Consider the following 18,216-nt stretch of genomic DNA (forward strand, 5'->3'; position numbering starts at 1 on the left):
GTCCGAGAGGTTCGCCGAACCCTCTCGCCCGGGCCGAGGCGGCCCACCACCGGCACCGGCCGCCGCCGGTGACCGGGGCGGCGGTGACCGGGGCGGCGGTGACCGGGGCGGCGGTGGTCGACCGGACGGCAGTGGTCGACCGGTCAGGCGTCGTAGTCGATGACGAGCTGGTCGGTGGTCGGGGACGACTGGCAGGTCAACACGTATCCGGCAGCCACCTCGTCCGGTTCGAGGGCGTAGTTGCGGGCCATCGACACCTCGCCGGAGACCACCTTCGCCCGGCACGTCGAGCAGACCCCGCCCTTGCAGGCGTACGGCAGTTCACCGCGCACCTTCAGGGCGGCGTCGAGTACCCGCTGCTCGCGTCCCATGGTGAAGGTCGACGCCCGGCCGTCCAGCAGGATGGTGACCTCGGCCCCGGTCCCCGGCGCGTCGGCCGGTCGGCGCGGCGGCTCCGGTGGCGCGTCGACGTGGAACAGTTCGGTGTGCACCGCCGACGCCGGGACGCCCCGGTCGGTCAGCACCGCCTTGGCGTCGACCACCATGCCGTACGGGCCGCAGAGGAACCACTCGTCGATCCGGTCGCCGGGGACGATGCTGTCCAGCAGGCGGCCGAGCCGGTCGGCGTCGACGCGTCCGGAGAGCAGCGGCGACTCACCCGGCTCCCGGGAGAGCACGTGCACCAGGTGCAGCCGGGTGGGGTGGCGGTCCTTCAGGTCGGCCAGTTCCTCGGCGAACATCACCGTGTTCGCGGTGCGGTTGCCGTACACCAGGGTGAACGTGCTGGCCGGTTCGACGGCCAGCGCGGTCGCGACCAGCGCGAGCACCGGGGTGATCCCCGACCCGGCCACCACCGCGCCGTAGTGGCGGACCCGGTCCGGCGCGAACGCCGTGGTGAAGTGCCCCAGCGGCGGCAACACCTCGACGGTGTCGCCGGAGCGCAGCGCGCCGCAGGCGAAGGTGGAGAAGGCCCCGCCGGGGACCTCGCGCACGCCGATCCGCAGCCGACCGTGCCGGTCCAGTTCGTCCGGCGTCGAGCAGATCGAGTACGACCGGCGCACCTCGGCGTCGCCGGCTCCGCCGCCGGGTAGCCGCACGGTGAGGTGCTGGCCGGCGCGGAAGGTGAACGTCGCGCGCAACTCCTCGGGCACCGCGAAGGTGATCGCCACGGCGTCCTCGGTGAGCCGGTCGACGGCGGCGACCGGCAGCGGGTGGAAGACCGGCCGACGACGGACCGGCCGGGTGATGGTGACAGTCACAGCGCCTTCAGGTGGTCGAAGGGTTCACGACAGGATCGGCACCGCCACAGCGCCTTGCAGGCGGTGGAGCCGAACCGGCTGATCTGCTCGGTCTCCGGCGACCCGCAGCGCGGGCAGCGGACCGCCAGGGTCAGCGGCACGACCCCACCGCTCCGGGTCGGGGCCGGTGGGGCGATGCCGGCGGCGGCGAGCTTGGCCCGCCCGGCGTCGGAGATCCAGTCGGTGCTCCAGTCGGGGGTGAGCACCGTGCGGACCTCGGCGTCAGGATGGCCGGCGGCAGCCAGCGCGCGGCGGATGTCGGCCCGGATGACGTCCATCGCGGGGCAGCCCGTGTAGGTGGGGGTGATGGTCACCACCACCCGGCCGGTGGCCGGATCCTCCTCCACCGAGCGCAGGATGCCGAGGTCGTCGATGGTGACCACCCGGATCTCCGGGTCCACCACCGCCGCCACCGCCTCCCGGGGACCTACCACTGGGCACCCGGGTGGGCGCGGTGCAGGACCTGCATCTCGGCAAGCAGGTAGGACAGGTGCTCGGTGTGCACGCCGTCGCGCCCGCCGGAGGGGCCCCAGCCGTCCGCCGGACGGGTCAGCGTGGCCTCGGCGAGCACCGCCTCCACCCGCTCCAACCACTGCGGGCGCAGGGTGGACGGGGCGGCGGCCAGCCCGGCGTCGTCCAGCCGGGCGGTCAGCTCGTCGGCGGCGAACAGCTCGTGGGTGTACGGCCAGACCTCGTCCACGGCGGCCTGCATCCGCCGGTGCGACTCCTCGGTGCCGTCGCCGAGCCGCCGCACCCAGAGCGCAGCGTGGTCGAGGTGGTACGCGGACTCCTTGCGGGCCTTCGCGGCGATCGCGGCGAGTCGTTCGTCGGCGCGACCGGCCAACGCGGTGTAGATCGGGTGCTGGTAGGCGGCGAGGAAGAGCAGCTTCGCCATGGTCACCGCGAAGTCGCCGTTGGGCAGCTCGACCAGGAGGCAGTTGCGGAACTCCCGGTCGTCGCGGAGGAACGCCAACGCGTCTTCGTCCCGCCCGGCGCCCTCCAGCTCACCGGCGTAGGTCAGCAGCAGCCGGGCCGCGCCGAGCTGGTCGAGGGCGATGTTGGCCAGCGCGACGTCCTCCTCCATCTCCGGCGCCCGGGTGGTCCACTCGGCGAGGCGCTGGGCGGCGACCAGGGCGTCGTCGCCGAGCCGGAGCGTGAACTCGTGCAGGTCGTGGTTCACAGGTGCGCCACCCCGTCCGGCACCTGGTAGAAGGTGGGGTGACGGTAGACCTTGTCGGCCGCCGGATCGAAGAAGGCGTCCTTCTCGTCGGGGCTGGACGCGGTGATCGCACCGGCCGGGACCACCCAGATCGAGACCCCCTCCTGCCGTCGGGTGTAGAGGTCCCGGGCGTTACGCAGCGCCACCTCGGCGTCGGGGGCGTGCAGGCTGCCGACGTGGGTGTGCGACAGCCCGCGCCGGGCGCGCACGAACACCTCCCAGAGCGGGGACAGTTCCTGGCTCATGCGGCGACCTGCTCCTTCTTCCGCTCCGCCTGCTTGGTCGCGTACGCCGTGGCGGCCTCGCGCACCCAGGCCCCCTCGGTGTGGGCGCGGCGGCGGTGTTCGATCCGCTGCCGGTTGCACGGCCCGTCGCCCTTGATGACCCGCATCAGCTCGGCGTAGTCGGGCTGGGTGAAGTCGTACGCCTGCCGCTGCTCGTTCCAGCGCAGGTCGTCGTCGGGCAGGGTGAGGCCGAGGATCTCGGCCTGCTGCACGCACATGTCGACGAAGCGCTGGCGCAGCTCGTCGTTGGAGAAACGCTTGATCTTCCAGGCCATGGACTGCGCGGAGTGGGTGGAGTCGCCGTCCGGCGGGCCGAACATGGCCAGGGACGGGTACCACCAGCGGTCGACGGCGTCCTGTGCCATCGCCTTCTGCTCCGGCGTGCCGTGCGCGAGGGTGTGCAGGATCTCGTAGCCCTGCCGCTGGTGGAAGGACTCCTCCTTGCAGACCCGGATCATCGCCCGCGCGTACGGGCCGTAGGAGCAGCGGCACAGCGGCACCTGGTTGACGATCGCCGCGCCGTCGACCAGCCACCCGATCGCGCCGACGTCCGCCCAGGTCAGCGTCGGGTAGTTGAAGATCGAGCTGTACTTCTGCCGGCCGGAGACGAGCATCTCGACCAGTTCGTCCCGGCTGACCCCGAGGGTCTCGGCGGCGGAGTAGAGGTAGAGCCCGTGCCCGGCCTCGTCCTGGACCTTGGCCAGCAGGATCGCCTTGCGCTTGAGCGAGGGGGCGCGGCTGATCCAGTTCCCCTCCGGCTGCATGCCGATGATCTCGGAGTGTGCGTGCTGGGCGATCTGCCGGATCAGCGTCTTGCGGTACGCCTCGGGCATCCAGTCGCGGGGCTCGATCTTCTGGTCGGCCCCGATCACCTCGGCGAAGTACGCCTCCAGGTCGGCCCCGGGCGGAGCGCCGTCGGGACGCCCCCGGGCGGCGGCCTCCCGCAGGGCCGCCTCCGCCGCCTCGACCTGATCGAGCAGACCCCCGCCGGGGGCCTCGTCCGGGTTCGCGAAGTCGTTGCCGTACACGGTCCAAGTGTTACAGCTCCCCGCAGCGGGCGCTAGAGGGATGTAACAGCGATCAGGGTCGGGCGACGGGCGAGCGGGCGACCGCCTCCAGCCAGGTCCGACGGGACATCCGCCGAACAGTGCGCCATCTCACATCCCAGAAGCCGGGCAATACGGGGCAATGCGTCAGATGTCCCGGTTTTCCGGCGCGTCACCCGGCCACGGCTTCTGGCGCCTCCCGGTTCCGGACGTAGACTTTGCCGGTCACACCGATCGGCTCCGGGCGATCGCCGTCCCCGACGACCGCATCCCGCCCCGGCCCCGGCCGCCCCGCCGACGTACATCGGAAAAGCTGGTCCCCCGGCCCTGACTTCTGGGAGTTCGCCCGCTCATGCGTCCCCGCGTGACCCTGGTGCTCGCCATCCTGGCGGTGCTGCTCGGCGTCGGCATACTGGTCCCCAGCGCGTACGTCCGTCTCGCCAGTGACAGCAGCAGCTCGGGCGACGACACGGAGAGCGTCGCGGCTCCGCCGCCCGTCGCGCCCCCGCCGCCCACCCTGACGAACGCCCCCGTGTCGGTGCCCTTCGACGGCAAGTACTTCTCCTGGGCGCTGATGGACCGGGAGACCGGCACCATCTCGGGCGCGGAGAACCTCACCACCACCAACTCCACCGAGTCGATGATCAAGTCCTGGATCGTCGCCGACTACCTGCGTCGCCTCGGTGACAAGCCGCTTCCCGCCGAGCGGCGCAAGCAGGCCGTCACCGCCATCCGGGACAGCAACGACACCGCCGCCCAGGCGCTCTACCAGGCCGGCGGCAGCAGGGCCGTCCTCGAACGGCTGATCACCATGTGCAAGCTGACCGACACCCGGATCGACCCGAAGGCGCGGTGGGCGTACACCCAGATGTCGCCCCGGGACGCCGTACGGATGGGCGACTGCATCGCCGACGGCACGGCCGCCGGCCCGAAGTGGACCCCGTTCCTGTTGACGGAGATGGCCAACGTCCGGGGCACCACCGCCCCCGAGGACCAGCAGCTCAAGCAGGGCGGCGGCCGGTGGGGCATCATCGACGGCCTGCCGCCGTCGATCACCGGACAGGGCCCGGTGGGCATCAAGAACGGCTGGACGATGCTCTGGGCGGACCTCCAGTGGCACCTGAACTGTCTGGCCGTGACCGACAAGTGGAGTCTCGCGGTGATGATGCGGTACCCGAAGGACCACGGGCTGGACTACGGCGCGCAGGTCTGCCAGAGCGTGACCACCCAGCTCGTCACCCCGCAGCCGGGTGCCGCGCTCAAGGTCCCGCAGCCGGTGGCGAAGCCCTGATGGCGGGCAACCGCCGGGCCACCCGGGCGGGCGGCGGCGATCCCTCGCCGCTGCGACTGATCGGCGTCGCCGTGGTCCTGATCGGGCTGGTGCTGGTCGCCCTGCGACTGCTGCCCGGATCGCCGTTCGAGTCGGACGTCGCCGCCCGTTGGGGCTCCGTCGCCGACCCGGCGGCCCGGGTCACCGACGGGGCCACCGACCGCAGTACGCGCAGCACGCCGGCCCCGTCCCCGACCCCCTCGCCCGAGCCGCCGCCGCTGCCGCTGCGCGCGACCGAGGTCACGCTGGACGCCGAGGGCTGGTGGAGCTGGAGTCTGCTGGACACCCGCACCGGCGAGATCGCCGGCTCGGCGAACATGAGCGAGACCAACACCACCGCATCGCTGATCAAGGCCTGGATCGTCGCGGACTACCTGCGTCGTGCCGACGAGGCCGGCCGCACGGTGAGCGACGCGAAGCTCGCCGACGCCACCAAGATCATCCGGGACAGCGACAACACCCGGACCCAGCAGTTCTACAACACGCTCGGCGGCGAGCCCTCGATCAAGCGACTCATCGCCACGTGCAAGCTGACCGACAGCAGCCCGGCCGCCGACGGGGGCTGGAGCCGGACCAACCTCTCCGCACGCGACACCGCCCGGATGGGCGCCTGCATCGCCGACGGCCGGGCCGCCGGCCCGGAGTGGACCGACTGGCTGCTGAAGGAGATGAGGCTGGTCCGGGGCACCGGTGACTTCGGCATCCGCAAGGCCTTCCCGGCCGCCGAGCAGAAGCAGATCGCCATCAAGAACGGCTGGGTCGACCGGACCCGCGAGCAGGAGATCCACGTCAACTGCCTGGCCATCGGGGACGGCTGGACCATGGGCGTGATGGTCCGCTACCCGATCAACCTGGGCTACGAGTACGGCATGGCCAACTGCGAGAAGGTCGCCGAGCAGCTCCGGGCAGCCGCCACCTGAGTCAGCCGGTGAAGAACTCCGGGCCGCCGGCCGGCAGCGCCGGGGCCTCGCCCGCCTCGGCAGCGCGGCGGGCGAACTCCCGCAGCCCCGCGACCTGGCGCTCGCCGAGGGAGAAGTCCAACACCCGGAAGTACGACGCCAGCGTCTCCGCGTCGAACGGTTCCCACCGGGCGGCCGAGGCCGCGACCTCGTCCAGCTCGGACAGGCAGAGGTCACGTGAGCGCAGGAACGCCTCGTGCACCTCCTTCACCAGCCCCGGATGGGCAGCGGCGAAGTCACGGCGAACCGCCCAGACGGCGAAGACCATCGGCAGGCCGGTCCACTCCCGCCAGGCCTGCCCGAGGTCGGTCACCGCCAGCCCCCGGCGCGGGGCCTCGTAGAGGGCGCGCAACGCCACGTCGCCGATCAGGACACCGGCGTCCGCCTCCAGCAGCATCTGGGTCAGGTCGGGCGGGCAGCGGAAGTACTCGGGGCACACCCCGTACCGCTCGCCGAGCAGCAACTGGGCCAGCAGCACGCCGGTCCGCGAGGTGGAGCCCAGCGCCACCGGACGGCCGTCCAGCTCGGCCAGCGGACGCGTCGAGACCACGTTGACCGAGAGCACCGGGCCGTCGCTGCCCACCGCCAGGTCGGGCAGGAGCAGCAGCTCGTCGGCGTGGCGCAGGTACTCCACGTGCGAGATGGGACCGATGTCCAGGTCACCGGCGACCAGCGCGGCGCTGAGCCGGTCCGGCGAGTCCTTGTGCAGGTCGACGTCGATCAGCGCACCGGAGCGCATCAGGCCCCAGTAGATCGGCAGGCAGTTGAGGAACTGGATGTGCCCGACCCGGGGGCGTGCGACACGGTCAACCATGCCCCGACCGTATCCCCGTCGAAAACCGACCGCTCACCGGGCGGGGGTGGGAGTGGGCAACCCCGCACCGGCGGCACCCTCCGGGGTCGACCGCCGCTGCCGGTCGGTGCGCGCCGCACGGGCGACCGGCACCACGAAGACGACCACCACCAGCAGTCCCGCCACACCGCAGGCGGCGACCAGCGGGCGGGGCGCGGCCACCTCCATCGCAAGGCCACCGATCAGGTAACCGACCATCGCGGCGCCCTGGGTGGCCCCACCGAAGACCGCGAAGGCCCGACCCCGAGCGGCCTCGGGCACGCGGCGGGCCAGCAGGAGGTTGTTCAGCACGCTGTCGCCGCCGTTGGCCAGCCCGCCCAGCAGCCAGCACGGCACCACCAGCAGCGCGACCGGCACCACCGCCCCGACCAGGACCATCAGGCAGCAGACGGCCAGCAGGACCAGCCCGCCCCAGAGCAGCGTGGCGTCGTCGGTGAACCGGGCGGCAAACCGGGCCAGCAGCCAGGCCCCGGGCAGGATGCCGAGCGGCCAGGCCGCGGTGACCACGCCGAACATGGTCGCGGAGGCGTCCAGGGTCTCCCGGAGGTAGAAGACCTCGACCACCCCGAGCGCCCCGAGCGCACCGACCACCGCGGCCATCGTGGCGACCATCGCCACCAGCACCGGGTCGCGCCGCAGTCGCCAGGCCGGCGTCGGGCGTTCCCCGCCGGACCCCGCCGGCCCGGCGGACCGGGAGCCACCCCGACGGGTACGGATGACGAGTCCGGCCACCACCAGCGCGAGGTAGCTGGCGGCGTCGACGAGCAGTGGGACCCGGGTGCCGAACTGTCCCACCAGCAGCCCGGCCAGGGCCGGCCCGCCGAGCATGCCGATGGTGGCGGCGGTCTGGTTGAACGCGCTGGCCCGGGGCAGGTCCTCGGCGCGGACCATCGCGGGCAGCAGCGCGGCCAGCACAGGTTGGGTGACCGCGAGACCGCTGGCGAGCAGCGCCACCAGCGTGACGATCACGACCGGATGCTCGGCGTACGCGAGCGACAGGCAGACGGCCGCCTGGGCGAACCCGGCACCGACCAGCAGGGTGCGGCTGTCCACCCGGTCGGCCAGTCGTCCGGTCAGCGGGGCGAGGAGCACCAGCGGCAGGGTCGCGGCGAGCAGCAGCGCCGACACCGCCAGCCCACCGGCCCCGGCGGACTGGAGTGCCAGGGTCAGCGCCGTGGCGGCGAGGAAGTCCCCACAGGTGGAGACACCTCGGGCGACGGTCGCGAACCCGACGTCGGACCATCGGGAGGAGGACGGTGCCGACAGGATGGAGGTGGAGGGCATTTCGCGGAACGTAGTTGCGCGCCTCCGCTCGGGACAACCGGTTATTCGCGACGGCACGGGTGGAATATCGGCGGCTGTGCCGGACGACGGGGCGTAGACTCTTCGTTCCCGCCGACGGCCGCGGTGATCGAGCACCGCAGCGGACGTCCCGCGCCGACCCGCACGGTCGGAAACGCGAGCGGCAGTGTCTTCTCCCCCGTGTCGAGGAGTACGTCGGATGTCCCTGCACGCCCCCGTGTCCCTGGCGGACGAACTCGCCGCCGAGCAGTCCCACCTGGCCTCGTCCCGCACGGCGCTGCGCCGGATGCGCGAACGCGCCGAGGTCCTCTTCGCTGGCGGCGACAAGGTCGCCGGTGACGCCTACACCGCCGAGCAGCTCGGCCGGCACATGGCCCGCCGGGTCGCGGAACTGGCCGACGACCCCGCCACGCCGCTCTTCTTCGGCCGGCTCGACTTCGGCCGGGCGGCCGAACGACAGCACAGCGGCCGGACGGCCGACGGGCAGCACAGCGGCCGAGCGGCCGACGGACACCACGGCGGTGGCACCGACCTGGACCACGCCGGGCACCGCTACCACATCGGGCGGCGGCATGTCACCGACGAGGCCGGCGAACCGCTGGTGCTGGACTGGCGGGCCCCGGTCTCGCGGTCGTTCTACCGGGCCAGCGCCCGCGACCCGCAGGGCGTGGCGACCCGACGCCGGTTCGGGTTCAGCGGGGGCACGCTGACCAGCTTCGAGGACGAGCACCTCGACCGGGGCGAGGAACTCGGCACCACCAGCCGCATCCTCACCGCCGAGATCGAACGGCCACGCGTCGGGCCGATGCGGGACATCGTCGCCACCATCCAGCCCGAGCAGGACGAACTGGTCCGGGCCGACCTGGCCGACTCGATCTGCGTGCAGGGCGCCCCGGGCACCGGCAAGACGGCCGTCGGCCTGCACCGGGCCGCGTACCTGCTCTACCTGCACCGGGAACGGCTGCGCCGGTCCGGCGTCCTGATCGTCGGGCCGAACCGGGCGTTCCTGTCGTACATCGCGGCGGTGCTGCCGGCGCTCGGCGAGGTCGAGGTGGAGCAGGCCACCGTGGAGGACCTGGTCGGCCGGGTCGCCGTCCGCGCGGTCGACGAGCCGGCCGTGGCGGCGCTCAAGCACGACGCGCGGATGGCGGAGGTGCTGTGGCGGGCGGTCCGGTCGCACGTGGGCGAGCCGACCGAGCCGATCGTGGTCTCGGACGGGTCGTTCCGCTGGCGGATCGGGCTGGACCCGTTGCACCGGGTGGTCGAGGAGACCCGCCGCGAGGGGCTGCCGTACGCCACCGGACGGGAACGGGTCCGGGCCCGCGTGGTCGGGCTGCTGCAACGACAGGCCGAGGCGCGGCGGGCCGAGTCGCCGGGCGATGCCTGGCTGCGCCGGATGGGCAAGGCCCGACCGGTCACCGCGTTCCTCGACGCGGTCTGGCCGGCGCTCACCCCGGAGGGGCTGGTGCACCGGCTGCTGGCCGACCCGCAGCTGCTCGCCGAGGCGGCCGACGGCCTGCTCACCCCGGCCGAACAGGCGCTGCTCACCTGGGCGAAGCCGGCCCGGACCCCGAAGGCGACCCGGTGGAGCGCCGCCGACGCCGTCCTCGTCGACGAGGCCGCCGGCCTGATCGAACGACCGGCCGGCTACGGACACGTGGTGGTGGACGAGGCCCAGGACCTCTCCCCGATGCAGTGCCGGGTGATCGCCCGACGCAGCGAACACGGCTCGGTCACCCTCCTCGGCGACCTGGCCCAGGGCACCGCGCCGTGGGCCGCCACGGACTGGCGGGAAAGCCTGGCCCACCTGGGCAAGCCGGACGCGACGGTGGTCCCGCTGACCGTCGGCTTCCGGGTGCCGGCCGTGGTGGTGGCGTTCGCCAACCGGCTGCTCCCGGCGCTCGCCGTGGACGTACCGCCGGCGGAGTCGCTGCGCCGCGACGGGACGCTCGACGTGCGTACCGTGACCGACCTGACGGCGGCGACGGTGGCCGAGGTGCACGCGGCGCTGGCCCACGACGGTTCGGTCGGGGTGATCGCCGCCGACGACGCGGTCGACGGTCTGCGCGCCGCCCTCGACGCGGCCGGCGTGCCGACCGGCGGCGCGGACGACGTCGAGGCCGCCGCCCGGGTCACCGTCGTCCCGGCCACCCTGGTCAAGGGCCTGGAGTACGACCACGTGGTGGTCGTCGAGCCGACGGCGATCGTCGCCGCGGAGCCGCGCGGCCTGCACCGCCTCTACGTGGTGCTCACCCGGGCGGTCTCCCGGCTCGCCGTGCTGCACACCGTTCCCCTGCCCGCCCCGCTCACCGGACCGGCGTAGCGCGCGGACGTTCTGACCGGTTCGCCGGACGGGGCGCGCCCGCCGGTGTGAGGATGCCGGCAGGGCGTGCCGTCGGGGTACGCCCGGCGAGAGGGGGTCCGGTGCGCGGTGCCGTTCCGCCGGGTACGCCCTGCTGGGCCGACCTGGCCACCCCCGACCTGGCGGACACGCGGCGCTTCTATCCCGAGTTGTTCGGCTGGACGGCGCACGTCTCGCCGGAGCCCGACGCGCACGGGTACACGGTCTTCCGGCACGACGGCCGGGCGGTCGCCGGCGCGGGGCCGCCGGCCGCTCCCGACCAGGTGCCGATCTGGTCGACGTACGTGGCCACGGACGACGCGGACCTGGTCGCGGGGCGGGTCACCGCAGCGGGTGGGCTGGTGTTCGTCCCGCCGTTCGAGGTCTTCGACCAGGGCCGGATGGCGGTCTTCAGCGACCCGGCTGGGGCGGTGCTGTCGGTCTGGCAGCCGATGACGATGCCCGGCGCGGAGGTGCTCGGCGTCCCGGGCTCGATGGCCTGGAACGAGCTGGTGACCCCCGATCCGGAGGCGGCGAAGGTCTTCTACGAGCTGGTGTTCGGCTGGCACCCGGAGGAGCAGCCGGCGGACGGTCCCTACACCGGCTGGCGGCTCGGGGACCGGATCGTCGCGGGGATGATGCCGCCGCTGGGGGACGGATTCCCGGCCGACCTGCCGGCGTACTGGGCGGTGTACTTCGCGGTGGACGACGCGGACGCGACGGCCGACCGCGCGGTACGGCTCGGCGGCGAGGTGCTGGTGCCGCCCCGGGACAGCCGGTCCGGTCGGTACGCCGCCCTCCGCGACCCGCAGGGCGCCCTCTTCTCCGTGATCGCGCGCGCCGGTTAGCGGTCAGGGCGTGGTGGACGACGAGCGGGGACGGACCGGCACCACCAGCGGGCCGTGGGTGCCGTCGACCACCCGGACCCGCGCCCGGTAGTGGGTGGCCAGCAGTTCCTCGGTGAGCACGTCGCGCGGGGCGCCGGTGGCGACCGCACGGCCGCCGGCGACCAGCACCAGCCGGTCGGCGTACTCGCCGGCGACGGTGAGGTCGTGCATGGTGGCGAGCACGGTCAGTCCGTGCGCGTGCCGGAGCTGGTCGACCAGTTCCAGCACCTCCTGCTGGTGGCCGATGTCCAGGGCACTGGTCGGCTCGTCGAGCAGCAGCAGCGTGGCCCCCTGGGCCAGTGCCCGGGCCAGGAAGACCCGCTGCCGTTCCCCGCCGGAGAGGGTGGACAGCTCGCGGCGGGCGAAGCCGGCCAGGTCCAGCCGGTCGAGCACCTCGTGCACGGTGGCCACGTCGGCGGCGGACTCCCGGCCCAGCGGCGGGATGTACGGGGTCCGCCCGAGCAGCACGTAGTCGAAGACCGACATGCCGGCCGGCACGGCGGGGGACTGGGCGACCGTGGCGACCACCCGGGCCCGGTCCCGGCGGCGCAGGGCGGCGCTGGGCGTACCGAACAGGGAGATCGCGCCGGACGCGGGCAGCAGGCCCCCGACGGCGCGGAGCAGGGTGGACTTGCCCGCGCCGTTCGGACCGATCACGGTGACCCACTCGCCGGCCGCGACGGTCAGGTCGACCCCGGTGAGGATCGGGACGCCGTCCAGGCTGACGTGCAGTCCCCGGATCTCGACGGCGGCGCCGGCAGCGCCCGCCGGGCGGTGGACGCCGGCACCGGCCGGGCGGTGGGCGGTCACGTCGGCACCCGGCGTGCGGTGGACGGGCGCGTCGGCGTCGGCCGGGCGGTGGGCGGTCACGTCGGCACCCGGCGTACGGTGCGCAGCACCAGCACGAAGAACGGGCCGCCGAGCAGGGCGGTGACCACGCCGATCGGCACCTCGGCGGGGGCGGCGGCGGTCCGGGCCACCACGTCGGTCAGCGCCAGGAACGCCCCGCCGAAGAGCATCGACAGCGGCAGGATCGCCCGGTAGCTGGAGCCGGCGAGTAGCCGTACGGTGTGCGGCACGATGATCCCCACGAAGCCGATCAGCCCGGAGGCGGAGACCGCGGCGGCGGTGCCGAGCGAAGCGGCGGCGATCAACAGGTACCGGGAGCGCTGCGGGTGCAGGCCGAGGCTGCTCGCCTCGTCGTCGCCGAGGGCGAGCACGTCGAGTTCACGCCGGTGCAGCAGCACCACCCCGGCGGTCAGCGCGAAGTAGGGCAGCACCAGCAGCACGTCGTGCCAGCCGGCGGTGGCGAGCCGCCCGAGCAGCCAGGAGTAGACCTGCTGGATGTTGTCGGAGTTGCGTTGCAGCAGGTAGGTCTGGCCGGCGGAGAGGAAGGCCGAGACCGCCACCCCGGCCAGGATCAGGGTCGCCGGGGAGCGGTCACGTCCCCCGGCGGCACCGAGCAGGTACGTCATCGCCACCGCGCCGAGCGAACCGACGAACGCGGCCAGCGGAATCGTGAACGGCAGCCGGCTCAGCGCGCCGTCGGTGCCGCCGAGGGCGATCGCCGCGGTGACCGCCAGGCCCGCGCCGGCCGCCACCCCCAGCAGGTACGGGTCGGCCAGCGGGTTGCGGAAGACGCCCTGGTAGCAGCCGCCGGCCAGGGCGAGCAGCCCACCGACGAGCAGCCCGAGCACGGCGCGGGGCAGGCGCAGCTCGGTGACGATGGCGATCTCACGTTCGGTGAGTCCGCTGTCGAGGCGTACCCCGGGAAGGAGATTGAGCAGTTCGACGGCGACGCTGCCGGGCGGCAGGCTGACCGCGCCGAACGACACCCCGGCGACGAGCGCGACGAGCACCGCCAGGATCCCGGCGGCCAGCCAGGGCAACCGCAGCCCGGCCGGCCGCGTCCCCGCCAGACCGGCCGGAGCCGAGGTTGTGCCCGCCCCGCCCAGGTGTGAGGAGGGGTCCCCTGTTACCGCTTTCTGCATAGGAGGGGACCCCTGCTACCAACTCGGCACGGTCACGCGACCGGGGCCTTGGCCACGGCGTCCACGATCGCGCGGAGCAGGTCGACCACGCGCGGACCCCAGCGGGAGGCGATGTCGTCGTCGAGCGGGACGACCTGGTTGTTCTTCACCGCGGTGATCCCGCCCCAGCCGCCTCGCGCGCCCACCGTCTGCGCGCTCTGCTGGCAGCACTTGGTGTCGGCCAGGAAGATGAAGTCCGGGTCGGCCTTGACGATGACCTCCTGGGAGAGCTGCGGATAGCCGCCGCTCTTGCCGTCGGCGTCGGAGGCGTCGGCGATGTTCTCCAGCCCGACCAGGGCGTACAGCGAGCCGATGTAGGTCTTGCTGGTCGCGGTGTACAGCTCCGGACCCAGCTCGTGGTAGTAGGTGAGCTTCTCGGCGCGCTTCGGCAGGTCCGCGACCAGCTTGGCGATGTCGTCCTTCATCCGCCGGGTCAGGTCGGTCGCCTCGTCGGCCTGCCCGGTGAGCTGGCCCAGCTCGCCGATCTGCCGGTAGGTGTCGTCCAGCGTCTGCGCCGCCGGCACGAGGTGCACCGGGATCTTCAACGCGGTGAGCTGGTCGACGATCTTGTTCCTGTCGTCGGAGAGCACGACGAGGTCCGGGGTCTTCGCGGAGATCGCCTCGGCGTTCGGCTGGAAGCCGGACAGGTCGGTCTTGGGTGCCTCCGGCGGGTGGTTCGACTGCTCGTCGACGGCGGTGACCTGCGGGCCCGCGCCGATGGCGAAGAGCATCTCGGTGGCGGCGGCGGAGAGCGAGACGATCTTCTCGGGTCGCTTCTCCAGGGTCAGTCCGCCCACCGTGACCGGGAACTGTCCCGCCGCGCCGCTCGCGCCGGGGGTCGGCTCGTCGTCGTCCGGGTCGGCGCAGGCACCGAGCGCGAGCGCGGTGACCGCGAGCGCCACGGTGAGGAGTCGAGGGGTGCGTCGTGTCATCTGGCCTCCTGTCGGTCGAGGAGTGTGCTTCGCCGACAGGGGCCACGGCCCGACCGCCCGCGAGGCGCCCTTCCTCGAGAGCGCGGGTCGCGACCCTCCGCAGGCGGCCTGGCTCGTCCTCCCGCCCGACTCGGGCCGGTGACCCGGCGGGGAGCGGCGCCCCGGCCCGGGAGGCCGGAACGCCCCCGGCCGGAGGGCCGGGGCGGAAGGCGTCACAGTTGCGGGACAGCGCCGGATTCTGACCGGCTTCGCTGCGGGTGGTCCGGGGGGAACGGTAGCGCAACACGGACGGTGAGGGCGGACCGGCGTGGCCGGCCCGCCCTCGACGTCCCTGGTCAGGCTGTTACGAGCAGTAGGTGCCCTGCTTGCCGATCGCCCGGTACGGGCAGTCGGCGTACTCGCTGAGCAGCAGGACCGCGTCCTTGTTCCGGGTGGTCTCCCGGGTGATCACCTCGTCCGGCGGGTAGAAGCCGCCGCTGAAGGCGTTGCGGGGGTACATCTCGAAGGTGTACGCCCAGATCCTGTGCTGCCCCCACATCCAGTCGAGGCTGTCGCCGTCGGTGATGTAGAGGTCACTGGACTGCTCCGGGGTGTAGCCGTTGAGGTTCGCCATCTGCTGGCCGATGGTGGCGAAGGTGTTGTACTGGTCGGTGGTCATCCCCGGGGCGGTGTTGTTGTACGTGTAGCCGAACGGCCAAAGCACCAGCTCCGAGTACGTGTGGAAGTCGATGTTCGCCTTGATCTGCTGGACGCCGCCGATCACCCGGCTGTTCACGAAGTCCCGGAACGCCGCGGTCTCCGGCGCGGAGAACGCCGACGGGCCCCGGTAGGTGTCCGACCCGGGCGAGCCGGACGAGCCGCCGCAGCAGCCCCACTGGTAGCCCCAGTTCCGGTTCAGGTCGGTGCCGACCGCCGCCGAGCCGCTGTTCGGCTGCCGGTTCTTCCGCCAGGACCGGTATGAGCCGGTGGCGATGTCGTACTCGCTGCCGTCCGGGTTCACCGTCGGGATGATCCACAGCTCCCGGCTGTTGACCACGTTGGTGACCCGCGAGTCGGTGCCGTAGCTGTCGGTGAAGAGGTTGAGCAGGTAGATCGCCATCTCGACGGTCAGGTGCTCCCGGGCGTGCTGCTGGGAGTTGAACACGATCTCCGGCTCGTTCTCGTCGGTGGCGACGTTGTCGGAGATCTTGACCGCCATCAGGTCGCGGCCCTCGTACGACCGACCGATGCTGATCTTGCGGGCGAGGGTGGGATGGTCCGCGACCACCTTGTTCACCACCGCGGTCAACTCGGCGTAGTCGTGGTAGTTCGAGTCGGCCGGCGGGAACGCCGCAGGGCCGACGTCCGACGATTCGTGCGAGTGGTCGTCGTGCGGGGCGGCCATCGGGTCGAGCCGGAAGCCGAGCTTGGTGATCGCGGCGGCCTCGGCCGGGGTGGCCGAGACGACCAGCCGGCCGTGCTCGATGCCGTCGATGCTGGCGCCGGTGCGGGCCACCGCGCTGCGGTCGTCGACGGTACGCGGACCGTGCACCTGGTACTGCGCGGCGACGGGTTCGGACCGGTCGGCGCGGGGTTCCGCGGCCACCGGTCCGGAGACGACGGCGAAGAGCCCCACCGCGGCACTGACGGCGAGCACCATCCCACGACGGAGTGTGACGGATTTTCGGAAGGCCATGCCAACCTCCTGACGGCGCGGAGTTTCTCCGCTGGTGGATCACACTTCACCACCGGTCACATGGTCATATCAATATTGACGGCCATCTCTTTCATGCCAAGCGCATCCTCGCATCGGCAAAAATTTTCCCCTCGATGGACATCTGGCGAAACTTCCCACCGAACGGGATAGTGAAAGTCGACGATGCATCAACCCCTACCAGCAGCGGAGCTTCCATGGCCGGACCACGTCTGCGCGCGGTCGCCGTCGTCGGCGTCACCGCGTTCGCCCTCCTCGCCACCACCGCCACCGCCACCGTCGCGTCCCCTGGCTCCGACCGGAAGGGCCAGACCACCCACGACGAACAGATCACCTGGCAGGACTGGACCGGCCGGGGCGAGTGGCGGCAGGGCACCACCGCCGGCACGGTCGCCACCCCGGCCGGGCTCGCCCTCGGCATCCCGGCCGGCACCACCACCTACCGGGACCCGCACACCGGCACCACCCGCACCTGGGCGTACGGCACGTGGACCTCGCCGGTCACCCGGATCGGCTTCGACGCGAGCGAGATGATCGCCTCCTGGAACGCGACGACCCCGGCCGGCACCTGGATCCAGGTCGAGGTGCAGGGCCGGTACACCGACGACGTCCGGACCCCGTGGTACGTGATGGGTCGCTGGGCCTCGGGGGACGCCGACATCCGGCGGACCACCGTCGACGACCAGGGGGACGGTCGCTCCGACGTGTGGACCGACACCCTCTCCGTCCGCAACAAGACGGCCGGACCGCTGCTGCACGAGTACCAGCTCCGGCTGACCCTGTACCGGGCGACCGACCAGTCGGTCTCCCCGGTGGTCCGGATGGTCGGCGCGATGAGCTCACACGTCCCCGACCGGTTCACCGTCACCCCGAGCGCCGGGGGCATCGCCTGGGGCGTCGAGCTGCCGGTGCCCCGTTACTCGCAGATGGTCCACTCCGGCCACTACCCCGAGTACGACGGCGGTGGCCAGGCCTGGTGCTCCCCCACCTCGACCGAGATGGTGGTGGAGTACTGGGGCCGCCGTCCCAGCGCGGAGGACACCGCCTGGGTCGACCCGACCTACCCGGACCCGACGGTCAACCACGCCGCCCGGTCGGTCTACGACTACACCTACGAAGGGGCCGGCAACTGGCCCTTCAACACCGCGTACGCGGCCAGCTTCCGTGGTCTGGAGGGGCGGGTCACCCGACTGCACTCGCTGGACGAGCTGGAGCGCTTCATCGCCGCCGGCATCCCGGTGGTGACCAGCCAGTCGTTCCTCGCCAGCGAGCTCGACGGGGCGAACTACGGGACCTCCGGCCACCTCTTCGTGGTGGTGGGCTTCACCGCCGACGGTGACGTGATCGTCAACGACCCGGCGTCGTCGAGCAACGACGTGGTCCGCAACGTCTACAAGCGGGAGCAGTTCGAGCAGATCTGGCTGCGGACCAAGCGGACCACGGCCAGTGGTGGCGTCGCCGGCGGTCCCGGGGGCGTCGTCTACCTGATCAAGCCGCTGGACACCCCCTGGCCGGGCCGCCCGGCCGGCTCCACCAACTGGTAGTCCGAGCCACCGGTTCGCGGGGCCCGTCCGGTCCGTCGGTCACCGGCGGGTCCCGCCCGGTCCGTCCGCTGACAAACCCCGCCGGTACGCCGCTACCGGCGGGGCTGGTCGGCGGGCGGGGCGTCCGGCCCCGGCGTGGTGTCGGTCTGGTCGTCGCCGGCCAGGGCGGAGCGGAGCCGCTCCTTCTCGGTCTGGCGGCGATCGGCCGCGACCGCCATCTCCTCGGCCATCTCGTCCCGCCAGCCGCGCAGCAGGAAGAAGGAGAGCGCGGCGGAGAAGGCCAGCGCCACCATCAACTTGATGAAGATGTTCAGTTCGACCGGCCAGAGGGCGAGCAGCACGACAGTGAACAGCCCGATCCGGCCCAGCGTGTACTTGACCGCCGCGCTCACGTTCCACTCCGTTCTCCCGCGCCGGACAACCGTCCGGCGAGAGGTCTCGACCCGTCCGCCGGGCCGGTGCCCGGCCACCCGACGGGCCAACTGTCCAGCCCGTGCC

16 protein-coding genes and 1 pseudogene are annotated in these 18,216 nt (G+C 72.8%); 5 read left to right on the forward strand and 12 right to left on the reverse strand.

What is annotated here, in order from left to right; genetic code table 11:
- Positions 1 to 143: 143 nt before the first annotated feature.
- Genes paaE through paaA form a run of 5 tightly spaced genes read right to left on the reverse strand, consistent with a single transcriptional unit; the run spans position 144 to position 3,829 of the window.
- Entirely contained in the window at positions 144 to 1,259 is a 1,116-nt protein-coding gene (gene paaE / locus GA0070618_RS08135) for a 1,2-phenylacetyl-CoA epoxidase subunit PaaE (RefSeq protein WP_088981094.1), read from the reverse strand.
- Positions 1,256 to 1,732, reverse strand: a complete 477-nt coding sequence (gene paaD, locus GA0070618_RS08140; RefSeq protein WP_088981095.1) for a 1,2-phenylacetyl-CoA epoxidase subunit PaaD — start codon at positions 1,730 to 1,732, stop codon at positions 1,256 to 1,258. Before paaD ends, paaE begins: the two co-directional genes overlap by 4 nt.
- Complete coding sequence (gene paaC, locus GA0070618_RS08145; protein ID WP_088981096.1) at positions 1,726 to 2,478, reverse strand: 1,2-phenylacetyl-CoA epoxidase subunit PaaC; 753 nt, start codon at positions 2,476 to 2,478, stop codon at positions 1,726 to 1,728. Before paaC ends, paaD begins: the two co-directional genes overlap by 7 nt.
- Positions 2,475 to 2,762: a 1,2-phenylacetyl-CoA epoxidase subunit PaaB gene (gene paaB / locus GA0070618_RS08150; protein ID WP_088981097.1), complete on the reverse strand. Its 288-nt coding sequence runs from the start codon at positions 2,760 to 2,762 to the stop codon at positions 2,475 to 2,477. The genes paaC and paaB overlap by 4 nt, the downstream gene beginning before the upstream one ends.
- Complete coding sequence (gene paaA / locus GA0070618_RS08155) at positions 2,759 to 3,829, reverse strand: 1,2-phenylacetyl-CoA epoxidase subunit PaaA (RefSeq protein ID WP_088981098.1); 1,071 nt, start codon at positions 3,827 to 3,829, stop codon at positions 2,759 to 2,761. The genes paaB and paaA overlap by 4 nt, the downstream gene beginning before the upstream one ends.
- Positions 3,830 to 4,199: 370 nt before the next feature.
- Here paaA and GA0070618_RS08160 point away from each other — a divergent pair, with 370 nt between their 5' ends.
- On the forward strand, positions 4,200 to 5,138 hold the full coding sequence (locus tag GA0070618_RS08160; RefSeq protein WP_088981099.1) for a hypothetical protein: 939 nt from the start codon (positions 4,200 to 4,202) through the stop codon (positions 5,136 to 5,138).
- Positions 5,138 to 6,097, forward strand: coding sequence for a serine hydrolase (locus tag GA0070618_RS08165; protein WP_088981100.1), 960 nt, complete (start codon positions 5,138 to 5,140; stop codon positions 6,095 to 6,097). The genes GA0070618_RS08160 and GA0070618_RS08165 overlap by 1 nt, the downstream gene beginning before the upstream one ends.
- Position 6,098: 1 nt before the next feature.
- Here GA0070618_RS08165 and GA0070618_RS08170 read toward each other — a convergent pair whose 3' ends face one another.
- A complete protein-coding gene (locus GA0070618_RS08170) occupies positions 6,099 to 6,950 on the reverse strand; it encodes a menaquinone biosynthetic enzyme MqnA/MqnD family protein (protein ID WP_088981101.1) in 852 nt (283 codons plus the stop codon).
- A 33-nt stretch (positions 6,951 to 6,983) separates the two neighbouring features.
- Positions 6,984 to 8,273 (reverse strand): MFS transporter, encoded by a 1,290-nt coding sequence (locus GA0070618_RS08175; protein WP_088981102.1) that lies wholly within the window; start codon positions 8,271 to 8,273, stop codon positions 6,984 to 6,986.
- 217 nt (positions 8,274 to 8,490) lie between these two features.
- Between GA0070618_RS08175 and GA0070618_RS08180 the strand changes: the two genes are divergently transcribed.
- Positions 8,491 to 10,614 (forward strand): HelD family protein, encoded by a 2,124-nt coding sequence (locus tag GA0070618_RS08180; RefSeq protein WP_088981103.1) that lies wholly within the window; start codon positions 8,491 to 8,493, stop codon positions 10,612 to 10,614.
- A gap of 53 nt (positions 10,615 to 10,667) precedes the next feature.
- Positions 10,668 to 11,480, forward strand: coding sequence for a VOC family protein (locus tag GA0070618_RS08185; protein ID WP_088981104.1), 813 nt, complete (start codon positions 10,668 to 10,670; stop codon positions 11,478 to 11,480).
- A 3-nt stretch (positions 11,481 to 11,483) separates the two neighbouring features.
- On the opposite strand, the gene GA0070618_RS08190 is transcribed toward GA0070618_RS08185, so the two are convergent.
- From GA0070618_RS08190 to GA0070618_RS08205, 4 genes and pseudogenes are all read right to left on the reverse strand, one after another.
- Complete coding sequence (locus tag GA0070618_RS08190; protein ID WP_231931820.1) at positions 11,484 to 12,260, reverse strand: ABC transporter ATP-binding protein; 777 nt, start codon at positions 12,258 to 12,260, stop codon at positions 11,484 to 11,486.
- A gap of 125 nt (positions 12,261 to 12,385) precedes the next feature.
- Entirely contained in the window at positions 12,386 to 13,510 is a 1,125-nt protein-coding gene (locus tag GA0070618_RS08195) for a FecCD family ABC transporter permease (protein ID WP_231931656.1), read from the reverse strand.
- A 32-nt stretch (positions 13,511 to 13,542) separates the two neighbouring features.
- Positions 13,543 to 14,481 (reverse strand): ABC transporter substrate-binding protein, encoded by a 939-nt coding sequence (locus tag GA0070618_RS08200; RefSeq protein ID WP_088981105.1) that lies wholly within the window; start codon positions 14,479 to 14,481, stop codon positions 13,543 to 13,545.
- Between the two features lie 349 nt (positions 14,482 to 14,830).
- Positions 14,831 to 16,156: pseudogene (locus tag GA0070618_RS08205) on the reverse strand (M14 family metallopeptidase); the annotation flags it as partial.
- A gap of 215 nt (positions 16,157 to 16,371) precedes the next feature.
- Here GA0070618_RS08205 and GA0070618_RS08210 point away from each other — a divergent pair.
- Positions 16,372 to 17,718 carry a C39 family peptidase gene (locus GA0070618_RS08210; protein ID WP_088981107.1) on the forward strand — a complete coding sequence of 449 codons (1,347 nt, stop codon included), beginning with the start codon at positions 16,372 to 16,374 and terminating at the stop codon, positions 17,716 to 17,718.
- A 92-nt stretch (positions 17,719 to 17,810) separates the two neighbouring features.
- Here the strand turns inward: GA0070618_RS08210 and GA0070618_RS08215 are convergent, their stop codons facing one another.
- Positions 17,811 to 18,110 carry a DUF4229 domain-containing protein gene (locus GA0070618_RS08215; protein WP_088981108.1) on the reverse strand — a complete coding sequence of 100 codons (300 nt, stop codon included), beginning with the start codon at positions 18,108 to 18,110 and terminating at the stop codon, positions 17,811 to 17,813.
- Positions 18,111 to 18,216: the final 106 nt, after the last annotated feature.

The organism is Micromonospora echinospora (assembly GCF_900091495.1).
GTDB lineage: Bacteria > Actinomycetota > Actinomycetes > Mycobacteriales > Micromonosporaceae > Micromonospora > Micromonospora echinospora.

Coding starts and splice junctions, on each gene's coding strand:
- GA0070618_RS08185 (WP_088981104.1), top strand. CDS start 10,668: ATGCCGGCAGGGCGTGCCGTCGGGGTACGCCCGGCGAGAGGGGGTCCG.
- GA0070618_RS08175 (WP_088981102.1), bottom strand. CDS start 8,273: ATGCCCTCCACCTCCATCCTGTCGGCACCGTCCTCCTCCCGATGGTCC.
- GA0070618_RS08165 (WP_088981100.1), top strand. CDS start 5,138: ATGGCGGGCAACCGCCGGGCCACCCGGGCGGGCGGCGGCGATCCCTCG.
- GA0070618_RS08195 (WP_231931656.1), bottom strand. CDS start 13,510: ATGCAGAAAGCGGTAACAGGGGACCCCTCCTCACACCTGGGCGGGGCG.
- GA0070618_RS08160 (WP_088981099.1), top strand. CDS start 4,200: ATGCGTCCCCGCGTGACCCTGGTGCTCGCCATCCTGGCGGTGCTGCTC.
- GA0070618_RS08210 (WP_088981107.1), top strand. CDS start 16,372: ATGGCCGGACCACGTCTGCGCGCGGTCGCCGTCGTCGGCGTCACCGCG.
- GA0070618_RS08180 (WP_088981103.1), top strand. CDS start 8,491: ATGTCCCTGCACGCCCCCGTGTCCCTGGCGGACGAACTCGCCGCCGAG.
- GA0070618_RS08170 (WP_088981101.1), bottom strand. CDS start 6,950: ATGGTTGACCGTGTCGCACGCCCCCGGGTCGGGCACATCCAGTTCCTC.
- paaB (WP_088981097.1), bottom strand. CDS start 2,762: ATGAGCCAGGAACTGTCCCCGCTCTGGGAGGTGTTCGTGCGCGCCCGG.
- GA0070618_RS08200 (WP_088981105.1), bottom strand. CDS start 14,481: ATGACACGACGCACCCCTCGACTCCTCACCGTGGCGCTCGCGGTCACC.